The organism is Pseudomonas putida (assembly GCF_028682175.1).
Lineage (GTDB): Bacteria > Pseudomonadota > Gammaproteobacteria > Pseudomonadales > Pseudomonadaceae > Aquipseudomonas > Aquipseudomonas putida_AD.
Genome location: NZ_JANHKS010000008.1, coordinates 42,289 through 65,386, shown reverse-complemented (window position 1 = coordinate 65,386; position 23,098 = coordinate 42,289). Strand labels below are relative to the sequence as shown.

Annotated in this window: 20 protein-coding genes; 12 read left to right on the top strand and 8 right to left on the bottom strand. The window is 62.4% G+C overall.

The window, feature by feature from the left end; all coding sequences use genetic code 11:
- The first annotated feature begins 353 nt into the window (after positions 1-353).
- The 3 genes from NPS29_RS08205 to NPS29_RS08195 are packed head-to-tail and all read left to right on the top strand — an operon-like array spanning position 354 to position 4,023.
- On the top strand, positions 354-1,703 hold the full coding sequence (locus NPS29_RS08205) for a gluconate:H+ symporter (protein ID WP_274131890.1): 1,350 nt from the start codon (positions 354-356) through the stop codon (positions 1,701-1,703).
- The gene (locus tag NPS29_RS08200) at positions 1,704-2,564 is read left to right on the top strand and encodes a MurR/RpiR family transcriptional regulator (RefSeq protein WP_274131889.1); all 861 of its coding nucleotides are present in this window, start codon (positions 1,704-1,706) and stop codon (positions 2,562-2,564) included.
- Between the two features lies 1 nt (position 2,565).
- A complete protein-coding gene (locus NPS29_RS08195; protein WP_274131888.1) occupies positions 2,566-4,023 on the top strand; it encodes an N-acyl-D-amino-acid deacylase family protein in 1,458 nt (485 codons plus the stop codon).
- Between the two features lie 150 nt (positions 4,024-4,173).
- Here the strand turns inward: NPS29_RS08195 and fahA are convergent, their stop codons facing one another.
- A complete protein-coding gene (gene fahA, locus NPS29_RS08190; RefSeq protein WP_274131887.1) occupies positions 4,174-5,451 on the bottom strand; it encodes a fumarylacetoacetase in 1,278 nt (425 codons plus the stop codon).
- Positions 5,448-6,764, bottom strand: coding sequence for a homogentisate 1,2-dioxygenase (gene hmgA / locus NPS29_RS08185; protein ID WP_274131886.1), 1,317 nt, complete (start codon positions 6,762-6,764; stop codon positions 5,448-5,450). Before hmgA ends, fahA begins: the two co-directional genes overlap by 4 nt.
- 236 nt (positions 6,765-7,000) lie before the next feature.
- Between hmgA and NPS29_RS08180 the strand changes: the two genes are divergently transcribed.
- Positions 7,001-7,792, top strand: a complete 792-nt coding sequence (locus NPS29_RS08180) for an IclR family transcriptional regulator (RefSeq protein WP_274131885.1) — start codon at positions 7,001-7,003, stop codon at positions 7,790-7,792.
- A 108-nt stretch (positions 7,793-7,900) separates the two neighbouring features.
- Here NPS29_RS08180 and hppD read toward each other — a convergent pair whose 3' ends face one another.
- From hppD to glcC, 3 genes are all read right to left on the bottom strand, one after another.
- Entirely contained in the window at positions 7,901-8,977 is a 1,077-nt protein-coding gene (gene hppD / locus NPS29_RS08175) for a 4-hydroxyphenylpyruvate dioxygenase (RefSeq protein WP_274131884.1), read from the bottom strand.
- A gap of 142 nt (positions 8,978-9,119) precedes the next feature.
- Positions 9,120-9,752, bottom strand: a complete 633-nt coding sequence (gene maiA, locus NPS29_RS08170; protein ID WP_274131883.1) for a maleylacetoacetate isomerase — start codon at positions 9,750-9,752, stop codon at positions 9,120-9,122.
- A gap of 96 nt (positions 9,753-9,848) precedes the next feature.
- A complete protein-coding gene (glcC, locus tag NPS29_RS08165) occupies positions 9,849-10,622 on the bottom strand; it encodes a transcriptional regulator GlcC (RefSeq protein ID WP_274131882.1) in 774 nt (257 codons plus the stop codon).
- A gap of 379 nt (positions 10,623-11,001) precedes the next feature.
- On the opposite strand from glcC, the gene glcD reads away from it, so the two are divergent.
- The 5 genes from glcD (at position 11,002) to NPS29_RS08140 (ending at position 17,605) form a co-directional block, all read left to right on the top strand.
- Positions 11,002-12,501: a glycolate oxidase subunit GlcD gene (glcD, locus tag NPS29_RS08160; protein ID WP_274131881.1), complete on the top strand. Its 1,500-nt coding sequence runs from the start codon at positions 11,002-11,004 to the stop codon at positions 12,499-12,501.
- Positions 12,501-13,598: a glycolate oxidase subunit GlcE gene (gene glcE, locus NPS29_RS08155; protein ID WP_274131880.1), complete on the top strand. Its 1,098-nt coding sequence runs from the start codon at positions 12,501-12,503 to the stop codon at positions 13,596-13,598. The genes glcD and glcE overlap by 1 nt, the downstream gene beginning before the upstream one ends.
- A 3-nt stretch (positions 13,599-13,601) precedes the next feature.
- A complete protein-coding gene (gene glcF, locus NPS29_RS08150; protein WP_274131879.1) occupies positions 13,602-14,825 on the top strand; it encodes a glycolate oxidase subunit GlcF in 1,224 nt (407 codons plus the stop codon).
- A 52-nt stretch (positions 14,826-14,877) separates the two neighbouring features.
- Entirely contained in the window at positions 14,878-15,285 is a 408-nt protein-coding gene (locus tag NPS29_RS08145; protein WP_274131878.1) for a heme-binding protein, read from the top strand.
- A 142-nt stretch (positions 15,286-15,427) separates the two neighbouring features.
- The gene (locus NPS29_RS08140; RefSeq protein ID WP_274131877.1) at positions 15,428-17,605 is read left to right on the top strand and encodes a malate synthase G; all 2,178 of its coding nucleotides are present in this window, start codon (positions 15,428-15,430) and stop codon (positions 17,603-17,605) included.
- A 136-nt stretch (positions 17,606-17,741) separates the two neighbouring features.
- Here the strand turns inward: NPS29_RS08140 and NPS29_RS08135 are convergent, their stop codons facing one another.
- Positions 17,742-18,758: a LacI family DNA-binding transcriptional regulator gene (locus NPS29_RS08135; RefSeq protein ID WP_274131875.1), complete on the bottom strand. Its 1,017-nt coding sequence runs from the start codon at positions 18,756-18,758 to the stop codon at positions 17,742-17,744.
- Between the two features lie 271 nt (positions 18,759-19,029).
- On the opposite strand from NPS29_RS08135, the gene NPS29_RS08130 reads away from it, so the two are divergent.
- The 3 genes from NPS29_RS08130 to csrA all read left to right on the top strand — a co-directional run bounded on the left by NPS29_RS08130 (position 19,030) and on the right by csrA (position 21,715).
- A complete protein-coding gene (locus NPS29_RS08130) occupies positions 19,030-19,545 on the top strand; it encodes a gluconokinase (protein ID WP_274131994.1) in 516 nt (171 codons plus the stop codon).
- A 115-nt stretch (positions 19,546-19,660) separates the two neighbouring features.
- Positions 19,661-21,013, top strand: coding sequence for a GntP family permease (locus NPS29_RS08125; protein WP_274131874.1), 1,353 nt, complete (start codon positions 19,661-19,663; stop codon positions 21,011-21,013).
- Positions 21,014-21,526: 513 nt separating this feature from the next.
- Positions 21,527-21,715, top strand: a complete 189-nt coding sequence (csrA, locus tag NPS29_RS08120; protein WP_274131873.1) for a carbon storage regulator CsrA — start codon at positions 21,527-21,529, stop codon at positions 21,713-21,715.
- 330 nt (positions 21,716-22,045) lie between these two features.
- Here the strand turns inward: csrA and NPS29_RS08115 are convergent, their stop codons facing one another.
- Positions 22,046-22,279 (bottom strand): DUF465 domain-containing protein, encoded by a 234-nt coding sequence (locus NPS29_RS08115; protein ID WP_274131872.1) that lies wholly within the window; start codon positions 22,277-22,279, stop codon positions 22,046-22,048.
- 98 nt (positions 22,280-22,377) lie between these two features.
- Positions 22,378-22,956, bottom strand: a complete 579-nt coding sequence (locus NPS29_RS08110; RefSeq protein WP_274131871.1) for a TetR/AcrR family transcriptional regulator — start codon at positions 22,954-22,956, stop codon at positions 22,378-22,380.
- Positions 22,957-23,098: the final 142 nt, after the last annotated feature.

Sequence of the window (23,098 nt, the reverse complement as noted above, 5' to 3'; positions counted from 1 at the left end):
CCGACGCCGGCAAGCCGTGCTGCTACGGGTGTGGCTGACCTCAGCCCTGTAGGAGCGCGCTTGCCCGCGATGGCGTCTTCAAGATCGCCGACGCCGGCAAGCCGGACCCGCCTGAGAGAAAGTTATTTTCATATATTTCTATTGTTATCGATTTTCGTGTAATTTAATTTTCATCACGAAATCAGAGATAAAAACAATGCCTGCCTGTGATCGTCGCCTCCCGACCCTCGTTCCATCCTGCAACACCTTTGCAACACCCACTGCCGAGACCGTTTTCATCGCTGGTTTGCGCCCGGACTGACACTGCCCGCCGCCCGCCCGCTGACCTCAACTTCTCTGCAAGGAACCGTTGCATGCCTCCGTCTACCGGCCTGTCCCTGTTGGTCTACGCCGCCATCGCGATCATTGCCCTGATCGTCCTGATCGCGCGTTTTCGTCTCAATCCGTTTGTCGTCATCACCCTAGTGTCCGTCGGCCTTGCGCTGGTGGCCGGGATGCCTGCCACCTCGGTGGTTTCCTCCTACGAAGGCGGTGTCGGCAAGACCCTGGGCCACATCGCGCTGGTGGTCGCGCTGGGCACCATGCTCGGCAAGATGATGGCCGAGTCCGGCGGTGCCGAGCAGGTGGCGCGCACGCTGATCGACCGATTCGGCGAGCGCAACGCCCACTGGGCCATGGTCTGCATCGCGTTTCTGGTGGGCCTGCCGCTGTTCTTCGAGGTCGGCTTCGTGCTGCTGGTGCCGATTGCCTTCACCGTCGCCCGTCGCGTCGGGGTCTCGATCCTGATGGTCGGTCTGCCCATGGTCGCCGGCCTGTCGGTGGTGCACGCCCTGGTTCCGCCGCACCCTGCGGCCATGCTGGCGGTGCAGGCCTATCAGGCATCAGTCGGCCAGACCCTGTTCTACGCGATTCTGATCGGCATCCCCACCGCGATCATCGCAGGCCCGCTGTACGCCAGACTCATAGTGCCGCACATCCACCTGCCCGATGAAAACCCGCTGGCCAAGCAGTTTCTGGACCGCGAACCGCGCAAGCAACTGCCCGGTTTTGCCATCACCATGGCGACCATTCTGCTGCCGGTCTTCCTGATGCTGCTGGGCGGTTGGGCCAACCTGATTTCCACGCCGGGCAGCGGTTTCAACAGCTTTTTGCTGTTCATCGGCAACTCGGTGATCGCCCTGCTGCTGGCGACATTGCTGAGTTTCTGGACACTGGGCATCGCGCAGGGCTTCAATCGTGATTCAATTCTCAAATTCACCCAGGAATGCCTGGCCCCAACCGCCAGCATCACCCTGTTGGTCGGCGCCGGTGGCGGGCTGAACCGGATCCTGGTGGACAGCGGCGTGACCAACGAGATCGTCGGCCTGGCCCAGGATTTCCATCTCTCGCCGCTGCTGATGGGCTGGCTGTTCGCCGCCTTGATGCGCGTGGCGACAGGCTCGGCGACGGTTGCCATGACCACTGCCTCGGGCATCGTCGCGCCGGTGGCCATGGGCCTGGGCTATCCGCATCCGGAGCTGCTGGTGTTGGCGACCGGCGCCGGATCGGTGATCTTTTCCCACGTCAACGACGGCGGATTCTGGCTTATCAAGGAGTACTTCAACATGACAGTGGCGCAAACCTTCAAGACCTGGACGGTGCTGGAAACGCTGATCTCGGTAATCGCGTTCGTCCTGACCCTCGGTCTGGCACAGGTGCTCTGAGTGGACATCCTTTACCAGATCCGCGCCCGCCAGGATTCCTTCAGCGCCGGTGAAGGCCGGATCGCCCGGCTGATTCTGAGCGACGTCGCCTTCGCCGCCAGCGCCAGCCTCGACGAACTGGCCAGCCGCGCCGAAGTCAGCAGCGCCACGCTGTCGCGCTTTGCCCGCAGCATCGGCTGCAAGGATCTGCGCGATCTGCGCCTGCAACTGGCCCAGGCCAGTGGTGTAGGCAGCCGCTTTCTGAACCCGGAGCAGGCGCCGGAGCAATCGGCGTTTTTCACTCAGATCGTCGGCGATATCGAATCAACCCTGCGCCAGCACCTGGCAGGCTTCGACGACGCGCGTTTCAAGGCGGCGGTGGCCCTGCTCGCCCCGGCGCGCATGCTCCACAGCTTCGGCATGGGCGGCTGCTCCAGCCTGTGCAGCGAAGAACTGCAGACCCGTCTGGTGCGCCTGGGCTATCCCATTTCCGCCAGCCGAGACCCGGTGATGATGCGCCTGATCGCCGCGACCCTGGGGCCCGATCACAGCCTGATCGTCTGTTCCTTGAGCGGCCGCACGCCGGAGCTGCTGGAGGTGGTGAGCCTGGCCCGCAGCTACGGCGCGAAAACCCTGGCCATCACCCTGCCCGACTCGCCCTTGGCGCAGCTTGCCGACGTCGTGCTGCCGCTGCAGATCGCCGAAACCAATTTCATCTACAAACCCACGGCGGCGCGCTACGGCATGTTGCTGACCATCGACGTGCTGGCCACCGAGCTTGCCCTGCTGGCCCCGGACGACAATCAGGAACGCCTGCGCCGGATCAAACTGGCCCTGGATGACTATCGCGGCGGTGACGACGGCCTGCCGCTTGGAGACTGACATGCTTTACGACCTTATCATCCGCGACGCGCTGGTGATCGACGGCAGCGACACCCCCGGCGTGCGCGCCGACGTGGCGATCCGCGACGGGCGCATCCAGCGCATCGGCGACCTTGACGGGGTGTCCGCCGGCGAGGAAATCAACGCGGCGGGCCGCGTGCTCGCGCCGGGCTTCATCGACGTGCACACCCATGACGACACCGTGGTGATCCGCCATCCCGAGATGCTGCCCAAGATCACCCAGGGCGTGACCACAGTGATCGTCGGCAACTGTGGCATCAGTGCCTCGCCCGTGACCCTGGCGGGCGACCCGCCGGACCCGATGAACCTGCTCGGCCCGGCCAAGGCCTTTGCCTATCCGCGTTTCAGTGATTATCGCAAGGCGGTGGACAAGGCCCGCCCGGCGGTCAACGTCGCGGCGCTGATCGGCCACACGGCGCTGCGCAGCAATCATCTGGACGATCTGTTCCGCACGGCAAGACCTGACGAAATCAGCGCCATGCGCGAGCAACTGCGCGAGAGCCTGGAGGACGGCGCGCTGGGGCTTTCCACCGGGTTGGCCTATGCCACGGCGTACTCGGCAGAAACCGATGAGGTCAAGCAACTGGCCGAAGAGTTGACCGCATTTGGCGCGGTCTACACCACGCACCTGCGCAGCGAGTTCGAGCCGGTGCTGGAGGCCATGGACGAGGCCTTCGACATCGGTCGCCATGCGCGCTCGCCGGTGGTCATTTCCCACATGAAATGCGCAGGTGCCGGCAACTGGGGCCGCAGCCCGCAACTGCTGGCCTCACTGGAAAAAGCCGCGCAGAGCCACCCGGTGGGCTGCGACTGTTATCCCTATGCCGCCAGTTCCTCGACGCTGGACTTGAAGCAGGTCACCGATGCGTTTCGCATCACCATTACCTGGTCCACGCCACACCCGGATCAGGGCGGGCGCGATCTGAAAGACATCGCCGCCGACTGGGGCCTGTCACTGATTGACGCTGCGAAAAAGCTGCAGCCGGCCGGGGCGGTGTACTACGGCATGGATGAAAACGACGTACAGAACATCATGAAGCACCCACTGTCGATGATCGGCTCCGATGGCCTACCGGAAGACCCTTTCCCACACCCTCGCCTGTGGGGTGCGTTCCCTCGGGTGCTTGGGCATTTCAGCCGGGACCTGGGACTGTTTCCGCTGCACACCGCCATTCACAAGATGACGGGACTGACAGCCACCCGCTTTGGCCTGCACGAGCGCGGCTTCGTGCGTGAGGGCTATTGGGCCGACCTGGTGTTGTTCGACCCTGAAACGGTACGCGACGTGGCGGATTTCAAGGAACCCAAACGCGCCGCCGAAGGCATCGACGGAGTGTGGGTGAACGGGCATTTGAGTTATGCCCAGGGCAAGGTGCAGGGTGAGCGGCAGGGGCGGTTTTTGCCGAGAACGGGGTCGTTGGTCGAAGGATTTGCCTGACGAGTGGTCGTGCCCTCAACTGATGCACCACGTTAACCCTGTGGGAGCGGGCTTGCCCGCGAATACGTCGGATCTGACGCCTGAATGGTGACTGATCCACCGCCTTCGCGGGCGAGCCCGCTTCCACAGGATTCAATTGATCAAACCGAGTTACCCAACAATCACCCCACGACACTCGCCAAAGCCGATGCTGACCTCACCGTCGCGACGGCAGCGTGCCTTGAGAATCACCTCGTCCCCCGCCTCCAGGAACTTGCGCGTCTCGCCGCTCGGCAACTCTACCGAGTGCCTGCCGCCTTCGGTGATCTCCAGCAGGCTGCCGAATTGCCCCTGCTGCGGGCCGGACAGGGTGCCGGTGCCGAACAGATCCCCCGGCTGCAACTTGCAACCGTTGACGCTGTGATGGGCGACCATCTGCGCCACCGTCCAGTACATGTTCAGGGTGTTGCTCAACGCCAGCCGTTGCGGGGCCATGCCCTGCTCTTTCATCAGCGCCGTCAGCAGCAGCACCTCCAGTTCGATGTCCAGCGCGCCTTGCTCCTGGTCCTGTTCATCGAACAGGTATTCCAGCGGCCGCGGGTCACCTTCAGGCCGCTGTGGTTGCTCGCTGCGAAACGGCGCCAGCGCCTCGCTGGTCACCACCCAGGGTGAAATGCTGGTGGCAAAACTCTTGGACAGAAACGGACCCAGCGGCTGGTATTCCCAGGCTTGCAGATCCCGCGCCGACCAGTCGTTGAGCAGGCAGAAGCCGGCGATGTGCTCACCTGCCTGACCGATGCCGATGGGCTCGCCGGTCTCGTTGCCCGGCCCCATCCACACCCCGACTTCCAGCTCGTAATCCAGCCGCTTGCTCGGGCCGAAGGTGGGCGCTTCAGCGCCTGGGGCCAGGGTCTGACCGCTCGGGCGCTTGACCGGCGTGCCGGACACGCACAGCGTCGACGCCCGGCCGTGGTAGGCAATGGGCACGTACTTGTAGTTGGGCAGCAGTGGATTGTCAGGGCGAAACAGCTTGCCGACGTTGGTGGCGTGATGGATGCCCACGTAGAAATCGGTGTAGTCGCCGACCTGCGCCGGCAGGTGCATCTGACACGCGTTCATGGGGTGCAGCAGGTCTTCGCGGGCCGGGCTGCTTTCGTCCAGCAGTTGCAGCAGTTCAAGGCGCAGCGCCTGACGCGCCGAGGCGCCCAGGGCGAAGAAATCGTTGAGCTGCCCGCGCCCTGCGGCTTCGGCGGCAATCCGCGCCTGCCCGGTGAAACAGCCGCTTTCCAGCGCAGCTTGCAGGTCAAGAATGCAGTCGCCGATGGCCACCCCGCCGCGCCGGCTGAGGTTGCTGGCGCTGAACACCCCGAATGGCAGGTTCTGCAGCGGAAAATCAGGGTGATCGTTGGCAGAGGTCACCCAACTGCGGGCATGAAGGGAAGTACTCATCGTTGGTTATCCGTGTCCAGAGGTTTGAAGGTTCTGGCGATGCCGTTCCAGCAGGCGTCGTAGTCGCCTTGCAGTTGCGGGCAGTGTAGGGCATGACGGCTGGGGCGCAGGACCTTGCCCGTCTCGAACATGAAGGCCATGGTCTGTTCGATCTTGTGTGGCGCAAGATCAGCGGCGATGGCCTTTTCCGCCGTCGCGTTGTCCGGGCCATGGGCGCTCATGCAGTTGTGCAGCGACACCCCGCCCGGCATGAAGCCTTCGGCCTTGGCGTCGTAGGCGCCGTCGATCAGGCCCATGAACTCGTTCATCAGGTTGCGGTGAAACCACGGCGGGCGGAAGGTGTTTTCCGCCACCATCCAGCGCGGCGGGAAGATCACGAAATCGATGTTGGCCTGACCGTGGGTAGCTCCCGGCGAGGTCAGGACCGTGAAGATCGACGGGTCCGGGTGGTCATAGCTCACCGTGCCAATGGTGTTGAACCGGCGCAGGTCGTACTTGTACGGCACGTTGTTGCCATGCCAGGCCACCACATCGAATGGCGAATGTTCCAGTTGCGCCGCCCAGAGCTCGCCGAGGAACTTTTGCACCAGCACTGTGGGTTGTTCAGTGTTTTCGAAACAGGCGACCGGCACCTGGAAATCCCGAGGGTTCGCCAGCCCGTTGCTGCCTATGGGGCCCAGGTCCGGGAGGCGCAAGGCGCAGCCGTGGTTCTCGCAGAGGTAACCGCGAGCCGTGCCGTCAAGCAGTTGCACGCTGAATTTCAGGCCACGGGGAATCACCGCGATTTGCTGCGGCTCGATGTCCAGCAGGCCTAGCTCGGTGACCAGGCGCAAGCAGCCCTGTTGCGGCACCAGCAGCCATTCGCCATCGGCGTTGAAGAATGCACGCTGCATCGACTGGTTGGCGGTGTAGACATAAATGCTCACGCCTTCGGCCTGATCCGCCGCGCTGGTGCTGGCCAGGGCGATGAGGCCGTCGATGAAATCGGTGGGTTCAGCGGGGATGTCGAAGGCGTTCCAGCGCAGGCGGTTGGGCGTCACCGGACCTTGTTCAAGGCCTGTGATCTGACGCTCAAGGCGCTTGAACTGCGGATGGGCCGCAGAAGGCTTGATGCGGTACAGCCAGCTGCGCCGTGCTTCGGCGCGGGGCACGGTGAACGCGGTGCCGGAGAACTGCTCGGCATACAGGCCCAGAGGATGACGCTGCGGCGAGTTCTGCCCGGCCGGCAACGCACCCGGCACCGCCTCGCTGCTGAACTGGTTGCCGAAGCCGGTCTGGTAATTGAGCGGCTCGGATGCGGGTTTGGTGAACATCTTGACCTCTTGTTGTTATTGAACCGTCGACCAACACATTTCCTGTAGGAGTGAGCTTGCTCGCGATTCGGTGTGTCAGTCACAGCACGGGGCGCAGTCATACCGCTATCGCGAGCAAGCTCACTCCTACAGGTATGAGCAACGCCAATCGTAATCTGTTTACGCATAACGTAATTTGAGTTTGAACAACGGTCAAGCTATAAAGCAGCCTTTCCAGACCGGCGCACGCCCTGCTCATGACCGATCCATCCGCAACCGCCCCCGCTCCCCGCCAACAGAAAGTGCAGTCCGCCGAAGTCGGCGTCGGCATCCTCAAGGCCCTGGCGGAACTGGCGCCCGCCACCTCGCTGTCCAGGCTCGCCGAGCACGTCTCGATGCCGGCCAGCAAGGTGCATCGCTACCTGCAGGCACTGGTGGACAGCGGCTTTGCCGAGCAGGATCCGATCACCAACCATTACCGGCTGGGGCGCTCGGCCTTGCAGGTTGGTCTTGCCGCCTTGAGCCAACTGGATGTGCTGAAAATCTCGGCCCCCGAGCTGATCGCCTTGCGTGACGAGCTGAACGAAACCTGCTTCCTGGCGGTGTGGGGCAACAAGGGGCCGACCGTGGTGTACGTCGAGCAGTCCCTGGGCGCGGTGACCCTGGTCACGCAGATCGGCTCGGTGCTGCCATTGCTCGGCTCCTCCACGGGACTGGTGTTCGACACCTTCTTGTCGAACGCCGAAACCGCTGCCCTGCGCCAGCAGGAGTCGGCTGTGCTGTCGGCTGCACAGCTCAAGGAAGTGGAGCGCCATGTCGAGGAAATTCGCGCGACCTGCGTGCATCAGATCCACGGTTTGTTGATGGCCGGCGTGAACGCGGTGTCGTCCCCGGTGTTTGCCATGGGCAACAAGCTGGTGGGTGTGGTGACGGTGGTGGGATCGGCGTCGGTGTTTACCGGTGAGCATCAGGCCCTGGCGGCGCAGAAACTGCTGCACACCGCCCGCGCGATCAGCGCGCGGATGGGTGGGGAAATGCCAAAAGCCTGAGCCCTGTAGGAGCGCGCTTGCCCGCGACGCGGTGAGTCAGTCAAAGATGAGTTGCCTGACACACCGTCCCGCCGGCAAGCCGTGCTGCTACGGGGGATAACCAACCGATTAATCGGTGGTCAGCACCCCGCGCCGCACCTGATCGCGCTCGATCGACTCGAACAGCGCCTTGAAGTTGCCCTCGCCGAACCCGTCATCGCCCTTGCGCTGGATGAATTCGAAGAACACCGGGCCCATCAGGGTTTCCGAGAAGATCTGCAGCAGCAGGCGTTTGTTGCCGCCCTCTGAAGTGCCGTCCAGCAAGATGCCACGGGACTGCAACTCGGCCTCGGGCTCGCCGTGGTCGGGGATGCGCCCCTGAAGCATCTCGTAATAGGTGCCGGGAGGCGCAGTCATGAAGCGCATGCCCAGAGCTTTCAGGCGATCCCAGGTCTTGATCAGGTCGTCGGTGAAAAACGCCACGTGCTGGATGCCTTCACCGTTGAACTGCATCAAAAACTCTTCGATCTGCCCCGCGCCCTTGGACGACTCCTCGTTCAGCGGGATGCGGATCATGCCGTCGGGTGCGGTCATGGCCTTGGAAGTCAGGCCGGTGTATTCGCCCTTGATGTCGAAGTAACGAATTTCACGGAAGTTGAACAGCTTTTCATAGAAATTCGCCCAGTACGCCATGCGTCCGCGATAGACGTTGTGGGTCAGATGGTCGATGAACTGTAAGCCTGCACCCTCTGGATGACGCTCGACACCTTCGATGAACACGAAGTCGATGTCGTAGATCGACGTGCCTTCGCCGAAACGGTCGATCAGGTACAGCGGCGCGCCGCCAATGCCCTTGATCGCGGGCAGGCGCAGCTCCATCGGGCCGGTGGCGATTTCGATGGGCTGTGCACCCAGTTCCAGCGCGCGTTTGTAGGCGTGTTGCGAATCCTTGACCCGGAACGCCATACCGCACACGGAAGGACCGTGTTCGGCGGCAAAGTAGGACGCTTCGCTGTGAGGCTCATTGTTGAGGATGATGTTGATCGCGCCCTGGCGGTACAACGCCACGTTCTTGGAACGGTGGTTGGCGACCTTGGTGAAGCCCATCATCTGGAACACAGGCTCCAGCGAGCCGGGCGTCGGCGAGGCGAATTCGATGAACTCGAAGCCCATCAGGCCCATGGGGTTTTCATAGAGATCAGTCACGGTCTTGCTCCTGCTAAATAGTGAAATGCTGGTTGGCGAGGTTCACAGTCGAGCAGGTGGCGCACAGGGAATGCCCCGTACGCTGCGGGCGAGAAAGTCGCCGAAGATCAGTTGCAGACCGAAGATTTTCATAAGGGACAGACTACTCCGGCTTGTCCGATTGCGCATCCGGGTGCGCTTTGCGGAACGCCGGATGGGCCAGCGCCAGCGCCTCGACCCTGCATATGCGCGGGAATGCGCCCAAATCGACATTGAAACGTCGCGCGGCATACAACTGTGGCAGCAGATAAAGGTCAGCCAGACCCACCACGCCGAAACAGAAATCCTCGTCACCGATCAAGGCTTCCACGGCCGCGAAGCCTTCGCTGATCCAGTGGCCGATCCAGGCGGTCACGTCACCTTCGTCATGGCCCAGGCCGCGCAGGCGGTTAAGCACGGCGACGTTGTGCAGCGGATGGATGTCGCAGCCGATCAGGGCGGCCACCTGCCGATGCCGGGCACGGGCGAGCAGATCGTCGGGCAGCAGCGCAGGCTTAGCGAAGCGTTCTTCGAGGTATTCGATCATCGCCATGGATTGAATCACCACCTCGCCGCTCTCCAGGCGCAGCGCTGGCACCCGGCCTTGCGGATTGACCGCCAGATACGCGGGCTTGCGGTGTTCGCCGCCGTCGCGGATCAGGTTCACGGGAATGGCATTGACCTCAAGGCCCTTCAACGCCAGCGCGATGCGCACGCGGTAGCTGGAGGTCGAGCGGTAGTAGGTGAATAGGTCCACGGGAAGGCCTGCGCTGGTTATTGTTTTTGATCAACAGGTTTTCGTAAACGACTTACGCAATGCGTAAAGTGCGACATTCACCGGTGGCTGTCAAGGTCAGGCCCAGCCCTCCAGGCGCAAGGTGGCCCTGACCAGTCGCTGTTCTTCGTTCTCGATTTCCCGCAGGTTGTCGCAGATGCTCTGGATGTGCGCCACGGCGGCCTTGCGCGCCTGATCCGGCAGGCGGCCGGTGACGGCGTTGTAGAGCCTGGCGTGATGGCGGTCGATCTGCCGTTTCTGGGCTTCACGGTGATAGAGGTTGTTGACCGAGGCAAAGACCGTGTTGAGCAGCAGGTCTGTCAGCGAGCGCAGGGTCTGTACCAGCACCGGGTTGTGGGATGCCTCGCTGATCGCCAGGTGAAAGGCATGATCGAGCCGCGCGTGTTCGCTGGCATCAAGCGCGTGATCGTGGGCCGCCACCAGCGCGTCGTAGGCGCGGGTGATGAGCACGAAATCTGCGTCGGTACCGCGCAGCGCCGCCAGGCGGGCTGACTCCCCTTCCAGCAGGCTGCGCACCTCGAACAGGTCATAGAGGGTGCGCGGCTGCGAGGCGAACAGGTGCATCAGCGGCGATGCGGCGGACAGGCCCAAGCCGCCCATCTGCGCAACGAATGAGCCCTTGCCGTGACGGGTTTCGATGATGCCCCGGGCACGCAGCAGCTTGAGCCCTTCACGCAGCGCGGTGCGCGAGACGCCCAGCTTCTCGGTCAGGCGCCGCTCCGAAGGCAGGAGTTGCCCGACCTTGAGCACGCCATCGACGATCAGCCGCTCGATGCGCTCGCTGACGACGTCCGCAACCTGAGGGGTGGAAGCTTGCACGAGGTTGTCCATAAGCCCTCTTTCCAAAAGGTGTCCACACATCCCGTAGCAGCACGGCTTGCCGGCGGGAGCCGTGTGTCAGTCACAGATGAGTTGTCTGACACATCGCTCCCGCCGGCAAGCGGAGCGCCGCCCGGCCGGGCTGCTACGAGAAGCGATCTGGTATGACCAGTTATAAATGCGACACAAGAAACAACGGAATGCATATCTAACTAATTGATATTCCGAGGATTAATAAAAAACCTTTGTGCAAATGCCAAAAAAAACTGGTTCGACCAGTGCTTTCTGCCATGGACAGTAAGCCCCACCCGGCCAATGATGCAAGTCAGCCGTAGAACGTTCCGTGCCAGAACGGGGCCATATAAGAACAAGACGGGGTGAAACACCCACCATGAATATCCTGTATGACGAACGCGTCGATGGCGCGCTGCCGGACATCGACAAGGCGCAGTTGCTGCAAGCGATGCAGTCACGCCTGCCGGACCTGGAGATCCTCCACCGCGAGGAAGAACTGCGCCCCTACGAATGCGACGGCCTCTCCGCGTACCGCACCACGCCGATGCTGGTGGTGTTGCCGCAGCGGGTCGAGCAAGTCCAGACGCTGCTCAAGCTGTGCTACGAGCGCGGCGTGCCGGTGGTCGCACGCGGCGCCGGCACCGGGCTTTCCGGTGGCGCACTGCCGTTGGAGAAAGGCGTGCTGCTGGTCATGGCGCGCTTCAACAAGATCCTGCACATCGACCCCGCCGGACGCTTCGCCCGTGTTCAACCGGGGGTGCGCAACCTGGCGATTTCCCAGGCCGCCGCGCCCTACGATCTTTACTACGCACCCGATCCGTCGTCGCAGATCGCCTGCTCCATCGGCGGCAACGTCGCCGAGAACGCGGGCGGCGTGCACTGCCTCAAGTACGGCCTGACCGTGCACAACCTGCTCAAGGTCGACATCCTCACCGTCGAAGGCGAGCGCATGGTGCTGGGCTCCGACGCGCTGGATTCCCCCGGCTTCGACCTGCTGGCGCTGTTCACCGGCTCCGAAGGCATGCTCGGGATCATCACCGAAGTGACGGTCAAACTGCTGCCCAAACCCCAAGTGGCGCGGGTGCTGCTGGCGGCGTTCGATTCGGTGGAAAAGGCTGGCCGTGCAGTGGGTGACATCATTGCCGAAGGCATCATCCCGGGCGGTCTGGAGATGATGGACAACCTGGCCATCCGCGCCGCTGAAGACTTCATCCACGCCGGTTACCCGGTGGACGCCGAAGCCATCCTGCTGTGTGAACTGGACGGCGTGGAAGCCGACGTTCACGAAGACTGCGACCGGGTCCGCGCCGTGCTGGAAAAAGCCGGCGCCACCGAGGTGCGCCAGGCCAGGGACGAAGCCGAGCGCGTGCGTTTCTGGGCCGGACGCAAGAACGCCTTCCCTGCTGTAGGCAGGCTGTCGCCGGATTACTACTGCATGGACGGCACCATTCCGCGTCGGGAATTGCCGGGCGTCTTGCAGGGCATTTCTGCGCTGTCCGAGGAATACGGGCTGCGTGTGGCCAACGTATTCCATGCCGGTGACGGCAACATGCACCCGCTGATCCTGTTCGATGCCAACCAGCCGGGGGAACTTGATCGCGCCGAGGCGCTGGGCGGCAAGATTCTGGAACTGTGCGTGAAAGTCGGCGGCAGCATCACCGGCGAACACGGCGTGGGCCGCGAGAAGATCAATCAGATGTGCGCGCAGTTCAACAGCGACGAACTGACCCTGTTCCACGCCGTGAAAGCGGCGTTCGACCCCAGCGGCATGCTCAATCCGGGCAAGAACATCCCGACCCTGCACCGCTGCGCCGAATTCGGCGCGATGCACGTGCACATGGGCAAGCTGCCCTTCCCTGAACTGGAGCGTTTCTGATGGGTGCCGAACGTCAGTCCTACCCCACCGCGCAAGACGGCGACGCCAGCCAGACCTTGCTCGAACAGGTCAACCAGGCCATCCAGAGCGGCCTGCCGCTGCGTATTCAGGGTGCCAACAGCAAGGCGTTCCTGGGCCGTGAAGTGGCCGGGGAAGTGCTGGATACGCGCATCCATCGTGGCATCGTCAGCTATGACCCGACGGAACTGGTGATTACCGCTCGCGCCGGCACCCCGCTCAGCGAACTGAACGCTGCGCTGGACCAGGCCGGGCAGATGCTGCCCTGCGAGCCGCCCAGCTACAGCGACGCAGGCGTCGGCGATGCCACCGTGGGCGGGATGATCGCCGCGGGGGTGTCGGGGCCGCGTCGCCCGTGGGCCGGCTCCGTGCGTGACTACGTGCTCGGCACCCGGGTCATCACCGGCCTTGGCAAGCACCTGAAATTCGGCGGCGAGGTGATGAAGAACGTCGCGGGTTACGACCTGTCGCGGTTGATGGCCGGCAGTTTCGGCTGCCTGGGGCTGCTCACCGAAGTGTCGCTCAAGGTGCTGCCCAAACCACGCCTGTGCACCAGCATCGCGCTGGAGATGGACAGCGCCCACGCCCTCGCCCGCCTGGCCGAATGGGGCCAGCAACCCTTGCCGATCAGCGCCGCCAGCCACGACGGCCGCGTCTTGCGCCTGCGTCTGGAAGGCGGTGAAGGGTCGGTGGCTGCGGCCCATGATCGCCTGGGTGGCGAGTCCATCGACCCGGCGTGGTGGCAGGCGCTGAACGAACACCGGCTGGATTTTTTCACCGATGGCCGAGCGCTGTGGCGCCTGTCGCTGCCCACCAACACCGGCGTGCTGGCTTTGCCCGGAGAGCAGTTGATCGACTGGGGCGGCGCCCAGCGCTGGCTGAAGTCCGATGCGTCGGGCGAGGAAATTCGCGCCATGGTCAGCGCCGTCGGCGGTCACGCGACCTGCTACAGCCATGGCCTGGATCAAAGCCCGTTCCAGCCCCTGGCCGAGCCTCTGATGCGCTACCACCGCCAGCTCAAGGCACAACTGGACCCCCACGGGATTTTCAATCCGGGCCGTATGTACGCAGAGATCTGAACCATGCAGACCACCCTGAGCGAACAGGCCAAGCGCCTGCCCCGTGGCGAAGAAGCCGAAAGCATTCTGCGCAGCTGTGTGCACTGCGGTTTCTGCAACGCCACCTGCCCGACCTATCAGTTGCTGGGCGATGAACTGGACGGCCCGCGCGGGCGAATCTACCTCATCAAGCAGGTGCTCGAAGGCAAGGAAGTCACCGAGAAAACCCAATTGCACCTGGACCGTTGCCTGTCCTGCCGCAATTGCGAAACCACCTGCCCGTCGGGGGTGAACTATCACAACCTGCTGGACATTGGCCGCGCGGTGGTCGATGCCGCCGTGCCGCGTCCGATGAGCCAGCGGCTGGTGCGCGAAGGCCTGCGCAACGTGGTGCCCAACACCTCGCTGTTCAAGGCGCTGACGCAAATGGGCAACGCGTTCCGCCCGCTGCTGCCCGCAACCCTGAAAGACAAGCTGCCCGGCAGCGTGCGCCCGGCCAAGCCGCGGCCCACTCGGCAACATGCACGGCAGGTGCTGATTCTCGAAGGCTGCGTGCAGCCTGGCCTGTCGCCCAACACCAATGCGGCGACGGCTCGGGTGCTCGATCGCCTGGGCATCACGGTCAAGTCCATCGCCCAGGCCGGTTGCTGCGGCGCCGTGGATTACCACCTCAATGCCCAGGAACAGGGCCTGCAGCGCGCCCGGCGCAATATCGATGCCTGGTGGCCCAGCGTGCAGGCCGGTGCCGAAGCCATCGTGCAGACTGCCAGCGGCTGTGGAGCGTTCGTCAAGGATTACGGTCACATGCTGCGTGGCGATCCGGCCTATGCCGAGAAAGCCGCAAAAATCAGCGCGCTGACCAAGGACCTGGTGGAAGTGCTGCGTGCCGAACCGCTGGAAAAACTCGGCGCCTGCACCAGCCAAAAGCTGGCGTTCCATTGCCCTTGCACGCTGCAGCACGCGCAGAAACTCGGAGGCTCGGTGGAAGCAGTGCTGACCCGCTTGGGCTTTAACTTGACCGCAGTGCCGGACGGTCACCTATGCTGTGGCTCGGCTGGCACCTACTCGATCACCCAGCCGCAGCTGTCCAGACAACTGCGCGACAACAAGATGAATGCCCTGGAGAGCGGCCGGCCCGAGGTCATCGCCACCGCCAACATCGGCTGTCAGACCCACCTTGCCAGTGCCGGCCGCACCCCGGTCAAGCACTGGATCGAACTCATCGAGGACGCCCTGCAACCCGTGTAACAGGCAGGCGCCCGGACCACCGAATCAACCCCGACTTGCAAAGGAGAGCTTCATGAAAACCAAATCCGTACTGAGCCAGACCGAAGTCACCCAGATCCTCGCCGCCGCCCGTAAAGAGGCGCAAGCCAACGGCTGGGCGGTGTCCATCGCCGTGACCGACGATGGCGGCCACCTGCTGGGTTTCGAACGCCTGGACGGCTGCGCCCCGATTGGCGCCTACATCGCCATCGAAAAGGCCCGCACTTCGGCGCTGGGCCGTCGTGAATCCAAGGGCTATGAAGAGATGGTCAATGGCGGGCGTACGGCCTTCGTCACCGCGCCCCTGCTGACCTCGCTCGAAGGCGGCGTGCCGGTGATCGTGAACGGCGAAACCATTGGCGCGGTGGGTGTGTCGGGCGTGAAGGCCGATCAGGATGCACAGGTGGCCAAGGCGGGTGTTGCTGCAGTCAACGCCGGCTAAAGAGGTACCCAAAACCCTGTAGGAGTGAGCTTGCTCGCGATAGCGGTGTGTCAGACACTCCTGCATGACATGCAGATCGCAATCGCGAGCAAGCTCACTCCTACAGGGTCGCGTTATAGACAATTTTGATGGAGAGCCCGAGATGACCGAATTCGTCAACTGCCACAACCTCAAGGTGGCAGCCAGCCTGAAGCGTTTTGTCGACGAGGACGTGCTTCCCGGAACCGGGCTTGACCCGGACGTTTTCTGGGCGGACTTCGACTCGCTGGTGCATGACCTGGCGCCGCTCAACCGCGAGCTGCTGGCCGAGCGCGAGCGCATCCAGGCGCAACTGGACAAGTGGCACAAATCCAACCCGGGCCCTGTCACCGACATGCCCGCCTACATCGCCTTCCTCGATTCCATCGGCTACCTGCAACCGGTGCCGGATCAGGTGCAGGCCACGACCAGCAAGGTCGACATCGAAATCAGCGAACAGGCCGGCCCGCAGTTGGTAGTGCCCGCCGCCAACGCGCGTTATGCCCTGAACGCCGCCAACGCCCGCTGGGGTTCGCTGTATGACGCGCTGTATGGCACCGACGCGATTTCCAACGAGCACGGCGCCGAAATCAAGGCTGGCTATAACCCGCTGCGCGGCGCCAAGGTCATCGCCTTCGCCCGCGCCCTGCTCGATGAAGCAGCGCCCCTGGCAACAGGCTCCCACGTCGATGCCACCGCCTATGCCGTGGACAGCGGCGCGCTGGTGGTCACCCTCGCCAACGGCAGTCAGTCGCCCCTGGCGCAGCCGGAAAAATATGTCGGCTACCAGGGCGATGCCGCGCAGCCCACCGCCATCTTGCTGAAGAACCACGGTCTGCACATCGAAATCCAGATCGACCCCACCAGCCCCATCGGCAGCAGCGACCCGGCAGGCATCAAGGACCTGCTGCTGGAAGCTGCACTCTCGACCATCATCGACTGCGAAGACTCGGTCGCCGCCGTGGACGCCGAAGACAAGCTGGTGATCTACCGCAACTGGCTGGGCCTGATGAAAGGCGACCTGACCGAAGAACTGGTCAAGGGTGGCAAGACCATCACCCGCAAGCTCAATGCCGACCGCGAGTACAACGCCGCCGATGGCAGCCGCCTCACTCTGCATGGCCGCTCGCTGCTGTTCATTCGCAACGTCGGCCACCTGATGACCAACCCGGCGATTGTCTACGACGGCAACAAGGAAATTCCGGAGGGCATTCTCGATGGCGTCATCACCAGCCTGATCGCCCTGCATGACCTGCACAACCGCGGCAACTCCCGCGCAGGCAGCGTGTATATCGTCAAACCGAAGATGCACGGCCCTGCCGAGGTGGCGTTTGCCGACCAGTTGTTCGGCCGTATCGAAGACGCCCTGAAGATCCCGCGCAACACCCTGAAGATGGGGATCATGGATGAAGAGCGGCGCACCAGCGTCAACCTCAAGGCCTGCATCAACGCAGCGTCGGCGCGGGTGGCGTTCATCAACACCGGTTTCCTCGATCGTACCGGCGATGAGATGCACACCTCGATGGAAGCCGGCCCTATGTTGCGCAAGGGCGACATGAAGGCCACGCCGTGGATCAAGGCGTACGAACGCAGTAACGTGCTGGTGGGCCTGGCCTGCGGCCTGCGCGGCCGGGCGCAGATCGGCAAGGGCATGTGGGCGATGCCGGACCAGATGGCCGACATGCTGGAACAGAAGATCGGCCATCCGAAATCCGGTGCGACCACCGCCTGGGTGCCCTCGCCGACTGCCGCCACGCTGCACGCGCTGCATTACCACAAGGTGGACGTCAAAGCGGTGCAACAGGAACTGGAGAAGGTCGACCTGAACGCCGAGAGCGAGCAGATTCTGCTGGACCTGCTGAGCATTCCGGTGGTGGCCAAGGCCGAGTGGACCGAGGAGCAAATTCGCGAGGAAGTCGAGAACAACGCCCAGGGCCTGCTGGGCTATGTGGTGCGTTGGGTCGAGCAAGGCGTGGGCTGTTCGAAGGTGCCGGACATTCACAACGTCGGCCTGATGGAAGACCGCGCCACCCTGCGCATCTCCAGCCAGCACATCGCCAACTGGCTGCGTCACGGGGTGATCCACGAGCACGACGCCATGGAAACCCTCAAGCGCATGGCCAAGGTGGTGGACAAGCAGAACGCAGGGGATGCGGCCTACACGCCGATGGCGGAGAACTTCGAGAAATCCACCGCGTTCCAGGCCGCTTGTGCGCTGGTGTTCAAAGGAAGGGAGCAACCGAGCGGGTACACCGAACCGTTGTTGCACGAGTTCCGGTTGGCGTTCAAGAAAGAGGCTTGAGGCGAAACGCCGAACCGTAGCAGCACGGCTTGCCGGCGGGAGCGGTGTGTCAGACAGATATCCATTGGCTGATACGCCGCCCCCGCCGGCAAGCCGTGCTGCTACGGGTCTCGTGTGGACCTGTGATTGCGGGCGCTCAGGTACTCTCGCGCACCACCAGCTCGAACCCCAGATCCACCTGAGCCTGCTGGACATTGCCGTCCAGCAGCCCCAGCAGCAATTGCGCGGCGCGTTGGCCGACCTGCTCGCGCGGGGTGCGGATCGAGGTCAGGCGCGGCACCATGTGCGCCGAACCCGGCAAATCGTTGAAGCCGATCAGCGACACCTGCTCGGGAATCCTGATCCCGCGACGCAACGCTTCCAGGGTCGCGCCCTGGGCCAGGTCGTCGTTGCAGAAAAACACCCCGTCCACATCCGGATGCTCAGCCAGCAGGCGCGCGAACAATTCGCCCCCAAGACCTATGGACGATGGCAATGGCGAGGCCATCTGCAGCGCTTCGTCGAACAACCCCTCCTTCTCCAGCACGCCGCGAAAGCCGCTGCCACGCTGGATCACTCGCGGGTCAAGCTGCGCCGAGACATAGGCCAGGCGCCGCCGCCCACGACTCAACAAATGCTGCGCCGCCTGCGCACCGGCCTGTTGCTGGGAAAACCCCACGCACGGCTCGGCCCGGGCCGGATCGAGTTCCATCATGTGCACACAGGGCACGCCACTGGCTGCCAGCAGTTGCTGGGCCGCCGGGCTGCGGTCGAATCCGGTCAGCAGAATGCCCCGTGGCCGGTTGGCCAGGTGGCTGCGCAGCAGGTTCTCCTCCTCGACCGGCGAGTAGTGGTAGTTGCCGATCACCACTTCGAGCCCGCGCGGGCGCAGCACGTTCTGAATCGCTTCCAGGGTTTCGATGAACAACTGGTTGGACAGCGATGGCACCAGCACCACCACCGACTGGCTTTGCGAAGAAGCCAGCGCCCGGGCGGCAGGGTTGGCGACATAGCCTAGACTCTGCGCAGCAGCGCGTACTTTTTCCACCAGGTCCGGCGCGACGGTCGCTACGCCACGCAGGGCGCGTGAGGCAGTGATGGGCGAAACAGCCGCCAGTTTCGCGACCTCGTTAAGGGTGGGACGACCAGTGGAGCGGGAACCAATGCGAGTCATGCGTTGCCAACTGAATGGAAGGAAAGGCGAAGGGGTTGCGATTGTGTCGAATGGGCTCTAAGGTAGCGCTACCCCATGGAGTCTCGCAACCTTCTTCGACCGTGTTCACGGCCGAGGTCGAGTGACTCATGAACGACCGTAATACCCATAACAATGACTACACCCGGAAACAGCCTTGCCGGTGTTGCACACCATCCGGCAAAGACAGCGCTGTCTCTGGGGCGAGGTTTTTATGACGACTGCTCCAACTGCTATTTCTGCCCTCGTGGTAATGGGTGTTTCCGGCTGTGGCAAAAGCGCCGTCGGCGCCGAGATTGCCAAGAACAGTGGCGGACGCCTGATCGAAGGCGACGCCTTTCACCCCCAGGCCAACATCGACAAGATGAGCGCCGGCCACCCCCTCAATGACGAAGACCGCGCAGGCTGGCTCACCCGCCTGGGCGAAGAAGTCGCGCAGGCGGTGCGTAACGGTGAAAAACCGGTCCTGACCTGCTCAGCCCTCAAGCTCATCTACCGTGAGCGCCTGCGTGAATCCGTGCCGGGCCTGGGTTTTGTGTTTCTTGAGTTGACCAAGGAGCTTGCCACCGAGCGCTGCTCGCACCGGCCGGGGCATTTCATGCCGGCGAGCCTGGTGGACAGCCAGTTCGCGACCCTCGAACCACCCTACGGCGAAGACCGCACCCTGGTCGTCGACGCAACCCAAACGATCGAGACCATCGGTGCCAGGGCGGCAAGCTGGTGGGACGAATCGCAAACCGCATCTGGCAACGCCCTCACCGGCTCCTGATCGCAGATCCGGCGTGAGCGACAAAGATAGCGCTGTCTTTTTGTGTACACATGGCAGTGAACGATAGCGCTTTGCAGTAGCTCCAAAAAAACAAAATACAACGGAGAGACACCCCATGTTTGGTATGACTCAAGACACGTATCTGCTAGTGGATGCGCTGGTGACCATCATCGGCCTTGTGCTGCTGATCACCAAGTTCAAAGTCCACCCTTTTGTAGCACTGACCATCGCAGCAGGTTTTCTCGGGCTGACCTCCGGCATGCCTGTAGACAAAGTCATGAAATCCTTCCAGGACGGCTTCGGCGGCGTACTGGGCTTCGTCGGCATCATCCTGGGCCTTGGCACAATGCTCGGCAAACTGATGGCCGACTCCGGCGGCGCCGACCAGATCGCCCAGACGCTGATTCGCCGTTTCGGCAAAGAACGCGTGCACTGGGCCATGATGTTTTCGGCGTTCCTGGTGGGCATCCCGCTGTTCTTCGAAATCGGCTTCGTGCTGCTGATCCCGCTGGTGTTCATCGTTGCCCGTCGCAGCGGCGTGTCCATCGTGAAAATCGGCATCCCGCTGCTGGCCGGCCTGTCCGCGGTGCACGGTCTGGTGCCTCCGCACCCGGGTCCGCTGCTGGCCATCGGCATCTTCAACGCTGACATCGGCAAGACGATTTTCTACGGCCTGATCGTCGCCTTCCCGACCGCCATCATCGCGGGCCCGATCTACGGCAAATGGATCGCCAAATACATTCCGGGCAACCCGTCCAAGGAATTGATGGACCAGATCGCCAAGGAATCGACCAACGACAACCTGCCCAGCTTCGCGATCACCCTGATCACGATCCTGCTGCCAGTGTTCCTGATGCTGCTCAAGACCTTCGCCGACGTCGCGCTGCCGACCGGCCACATCTTCCGCATCTGGATGGACTTCATCGGCCACCCGATCGCCGCCCTGCTGTTCGCCCTGTTGCTGGCGTTCTACACCTTTGGCGCCGCTCGCGGCTTCAGCAAGGAACAGATCATCAAGCTGCTGGACCAGAGCCTGGCGCCGGTTGCCGCAATCGTGCTGATCGTGGGTGCCGGCGGTGGCTTCAAGCAGATGCTGGTGGACAGCGGCGTCGGTAACCTGATCGGTCATATGGCTGTGCAGGCGCAGATCTCGCCGATCCTGCTGGCTTGGCTGGTGGCGGCGGTGATTCGCGTGGCCACCGGCTCCGCGACCGTTGCGACCATCACCGGCGCTGGCATCGTGGCTCCGGTGGTCGGCATGATCCCGGGCGTGAACCGCGAACTGCTGGTGCTGGCCACTGGTGCAGGCTCGCTGATCCTGTCCCACGTGAACGACGCCGGTTTCTGGCTGGTCAAGCAGTACTTCAACATGACCGTCACTGAAACCCTGAAGACCTGGACCGTGATGGAAACCATCCTCTCGGTGGTCGGCATCATCTTCATCATGCTGCTGTCGCTGGTCGTCTGACCTACCCTCCAGCGTGACAATGCCCACCCTCGCGGTGGGCATTTCATTTGTGCCGCGCGCACATCTCCCCTGCCTGCCGATACACGCCCAGAGACAGCCTGTAGCCATTTCGTTTAAAGTCGCATCACTTTGACGTCACGCAATTCGGAACTCTCCTACACTCCTTTAGGAGATCGCTCACAGGCAATCTAATGAAAATTTCATCACTTGCCTGCACGAGCGCTTTGCAATAAATGCGAAAGAAGTGTGCAATAGGCGCCGCCCCGGATTCGGCTATCAGCCCCATAGCCAATTGTTACGGGGATTTACTGCCAAAAGCAGGCAAAATTCGCATGCCGTCTGGCCTCAGGAGCGACCATTCCAATGACAAGAAGATGAACCTGGGGAATTAATTGCATACCTGTGACGTCATAGTGACGGACACATTGGGATGCACTCGGCAACCACACCACCCAAAAGGCTAACGCCAGCCTCCTGGTAGAGGCGCTTCAAGAGGCCATCAAGGAAAAGATTATGTTGATACTCACCCGCAAAGTCGGCGAAAGCATAAACATCGGTGACGAAATCACCGTCACCATTCTGGGCGTACAGGGCCTTCAGGTCAGGCTCGGCATCAACGCCCCGAAGAACGTTTCAGTTCACCGTGAAGAAATCTACAAACGTATTCAAGCCGAGATCGCGCCTAACCAAGATCCCCAATGACCCTGCGGTTCATCTTCTAAGTCACTAGTCTGCCGCTACCCGGTGGCAGGCTCATTAAACGGCGTACAACCTGACGCCGTTTTTTTCTGCGTAACTTTTGGATCCATTAGCGTGACACTGTTCACTCTCTGGCCAACTAACATCTGTATAAGTAACAACTTCATACATTAATTAATACCCTGCACAGCCACGCGACCGCTCTAGTTCGCGGCCTGCGCTTAGTTATAGCACGTGATGCGAACAGTTCTCGATATGTGCTGAAAACAAAACGGCGAGCTTCGTGTGGACAGCTCGCCGCTCGTGTTCAGCGCGTCACATGACGCAAACACCCTACATCAGTTGCTGGACGATCTTGTCCTTGGCCAGCAGGCGCTTTTCCTTGAGCTTCTTGAGCTGGTCGTCCGAGACATCGCCCGACGATCCGGCTTCAGCCTTGACGATGTCGGCGTCGATTGCGTCGTACTGACCAACCAGATGATCGAGCTTGGCATCCTTGCTGCGACGCTTGAGCAGCTCGTCTTTGGTGATACTCAAATCCGCGTACAAATCGTGCTTGACCGGCATGGTGCGCCTCTCCTCTGACAACAGATGTTGAATTATTGAGGGTAGCTCACGGCAAAGGTTCTACGTTTCTGTCCTGGGCGATGCATTGCTGATCCGGTCTAGTCTTTTACCAACACCCGGACCATCGAGGCTGCGGTGCTGCGCAGGCGCTCGGGGTCCTGGTAGATCCGCTCCATCACCACCACGCCCCGGGTGAAGGTCGACACCAGGCGCGAGGCCTGGTCGGCAGGAAGATTCAGCGTGTCGTTCTGCGCCTCGGCGGCGAACCGGGCGTGCAACAAGGCTTCGATGTCATCGAGCATGCCCTGCAACGCTACGCGAATGGTATCGACCTCGCTGATACCGTCCACCGCCGTCTTGGTGGTCAGGCAGCCTCGGGTCGGGGTGCCCTCGATCATCGAGCTGATGATGAACTCGAAGAAGTTCTCCAGCGCCACGCGGATCGACGGCTCGGCCAGCGCCTGGGCCATGCTGGCGGTCATGCGCTGGCGATAGCGATCGAACACCTTGAGAAACAGTTGCTCCTTGCCCTGATAGGCGTTGTACAGCGAGCCGCGCAACACCCCCGTCGCTTCGGCCAGATCCTGCATCGAGGTCGCGCTCAGGCCCTTTTGCCAGAACACGTTCATCGCCAGATCCAGTGTCCTGTCTTCGTCGAACTGTCTTACACCCGCCATTGCCCTGCTCTCCAGCGTTTTTCATTAGCCGTGGAATCGACGTCTCGATCCACCTGCGAGCCATGAGTTGACCTCATTCTTGTCAAGCCTGTCAATTTTGACTAGAGTGACAAACATGACATCGCTGTCAAACATAGACTCC

Excerpts from the sequence above, each read along its gene's own strand:
- NPS29_RS08110 (WP_274131871.1), bottom strand. The coding sequence starts at position 22,956 with ATGGCGGGTGTAAGACAGTTCGACGAAGACAGGACACTGGATCTGGCG.
- NPS29_RS08145 (WP_274131878.1), top strand. The coding sequence starts at position 14,878 with ATGAAAACCAAATCCGTACTGAGCCAGACCGAAGTCACCCAGATCCTC.
- NPS29_RS08135 (WP_274131875.1), bottom strand. The coding sequence starts at position 18,758 with ATGACTCGCATTGGTTCCCGCTCCACTGGTCGTCCCACCCTTAACGAG.
- NPS29_RS08180 (WP_274131885.1), top strand. The coding sequence starts at position 7,001 with ATGACCGATCCATCCGCAACCGCCCCCGCTCCCCGCCAACAGAAAGTG.
- NPS29_RS08130 (WP_274131994.1), top strand. The coding sequence starts at position 19,030 with ATGGGTGTTTCCGGCTGTGGCAAAAGCGCCGTCGGCGCCGAGATTGCC.
- glcC (WP_274131882.1), bottom strand. The coding sequence starts at position 10,622 with ATGGACAACCTCGTGCAAGCTTCCACCCCTCAGGTTGCGGACGTCGTC.
- fahA (WP_274131887.1), bottom strand. The coding sequence starts at position 5,451 with ATGAGTACTTCCCTTCATGCCCGCAGTTGGGTGACCTCTGCCAACGAT.
- NPS29_RS08195 (WP_274131888.1), top strand. The coding sequence starts at position 2,566 with ATGCTTTACGACCTTATCATCCGCGACGCGCTGGTGATCGACGGCAGC.
- csrA (WP_274131873.1), top strand. The coding sequence starts at position 21,527 with ATGTTGATACTCACCCGCAAAGTCGGCGAAAGCATAAACATCGGTGAC.
- NPS29_RS08205 (WP_274131890.1), top strand. The coding sequence starts at position 354 with ATGCCTCCGTCTACCGGCCTGTCCCTGTTGGTCTACGCCGCCATCGCG.
- NPS29_RS08125 (WP_274131874.1), top strand. The coding sequence starts at position 19,661 with ATGTTTGGTATGACTCAAGACACGTATCTGCTAGTGGATGCGCTGGTG.
- glcD (WP_274131881.1), top strand. The coding sequence starts at position 11,002 with ATGAATATCCTGTATGACGAACGCGTCGATGGCGCGCTGCCGGACATC.
- glcF (WP_274131879.1), top strand. The coding sequence starts at position 13,602 with ATGCAGACCACCCTGAGCGAACAGGCCAAGCGCCTGCCCCGTGGCGAA.
- NPS29_RS08140 (WP_274131877.1), top strand. The coding sequence starts at position 15,428 with ATGACCGAATTCGTCAACTGCCACAACCTCAAGGTGGCAGCCAGCCTG.
- glcE (WP_274131880.1), top strand. The coding sequence starts at position 12,501 with ATGGGTGCCGAACGTCAGTCCTACCCCACCGCGCAAGACGGCGACGCC.
- hmgA (WP_274131886.1), bottom strand. The coding sequence starts at position 6,764 with ATGTTCACCAAACCCGCATCCGAGCCGCTCAATTACCAGACCGGCTTC.
- NPS29_RS08115 (WP_274131872.1), bottom strand. The coding sequence starts at position 22,279 with ATGCCGGTCAAGCACGATTTGTACGCGGATTTGAGTATCACCAAAGAC.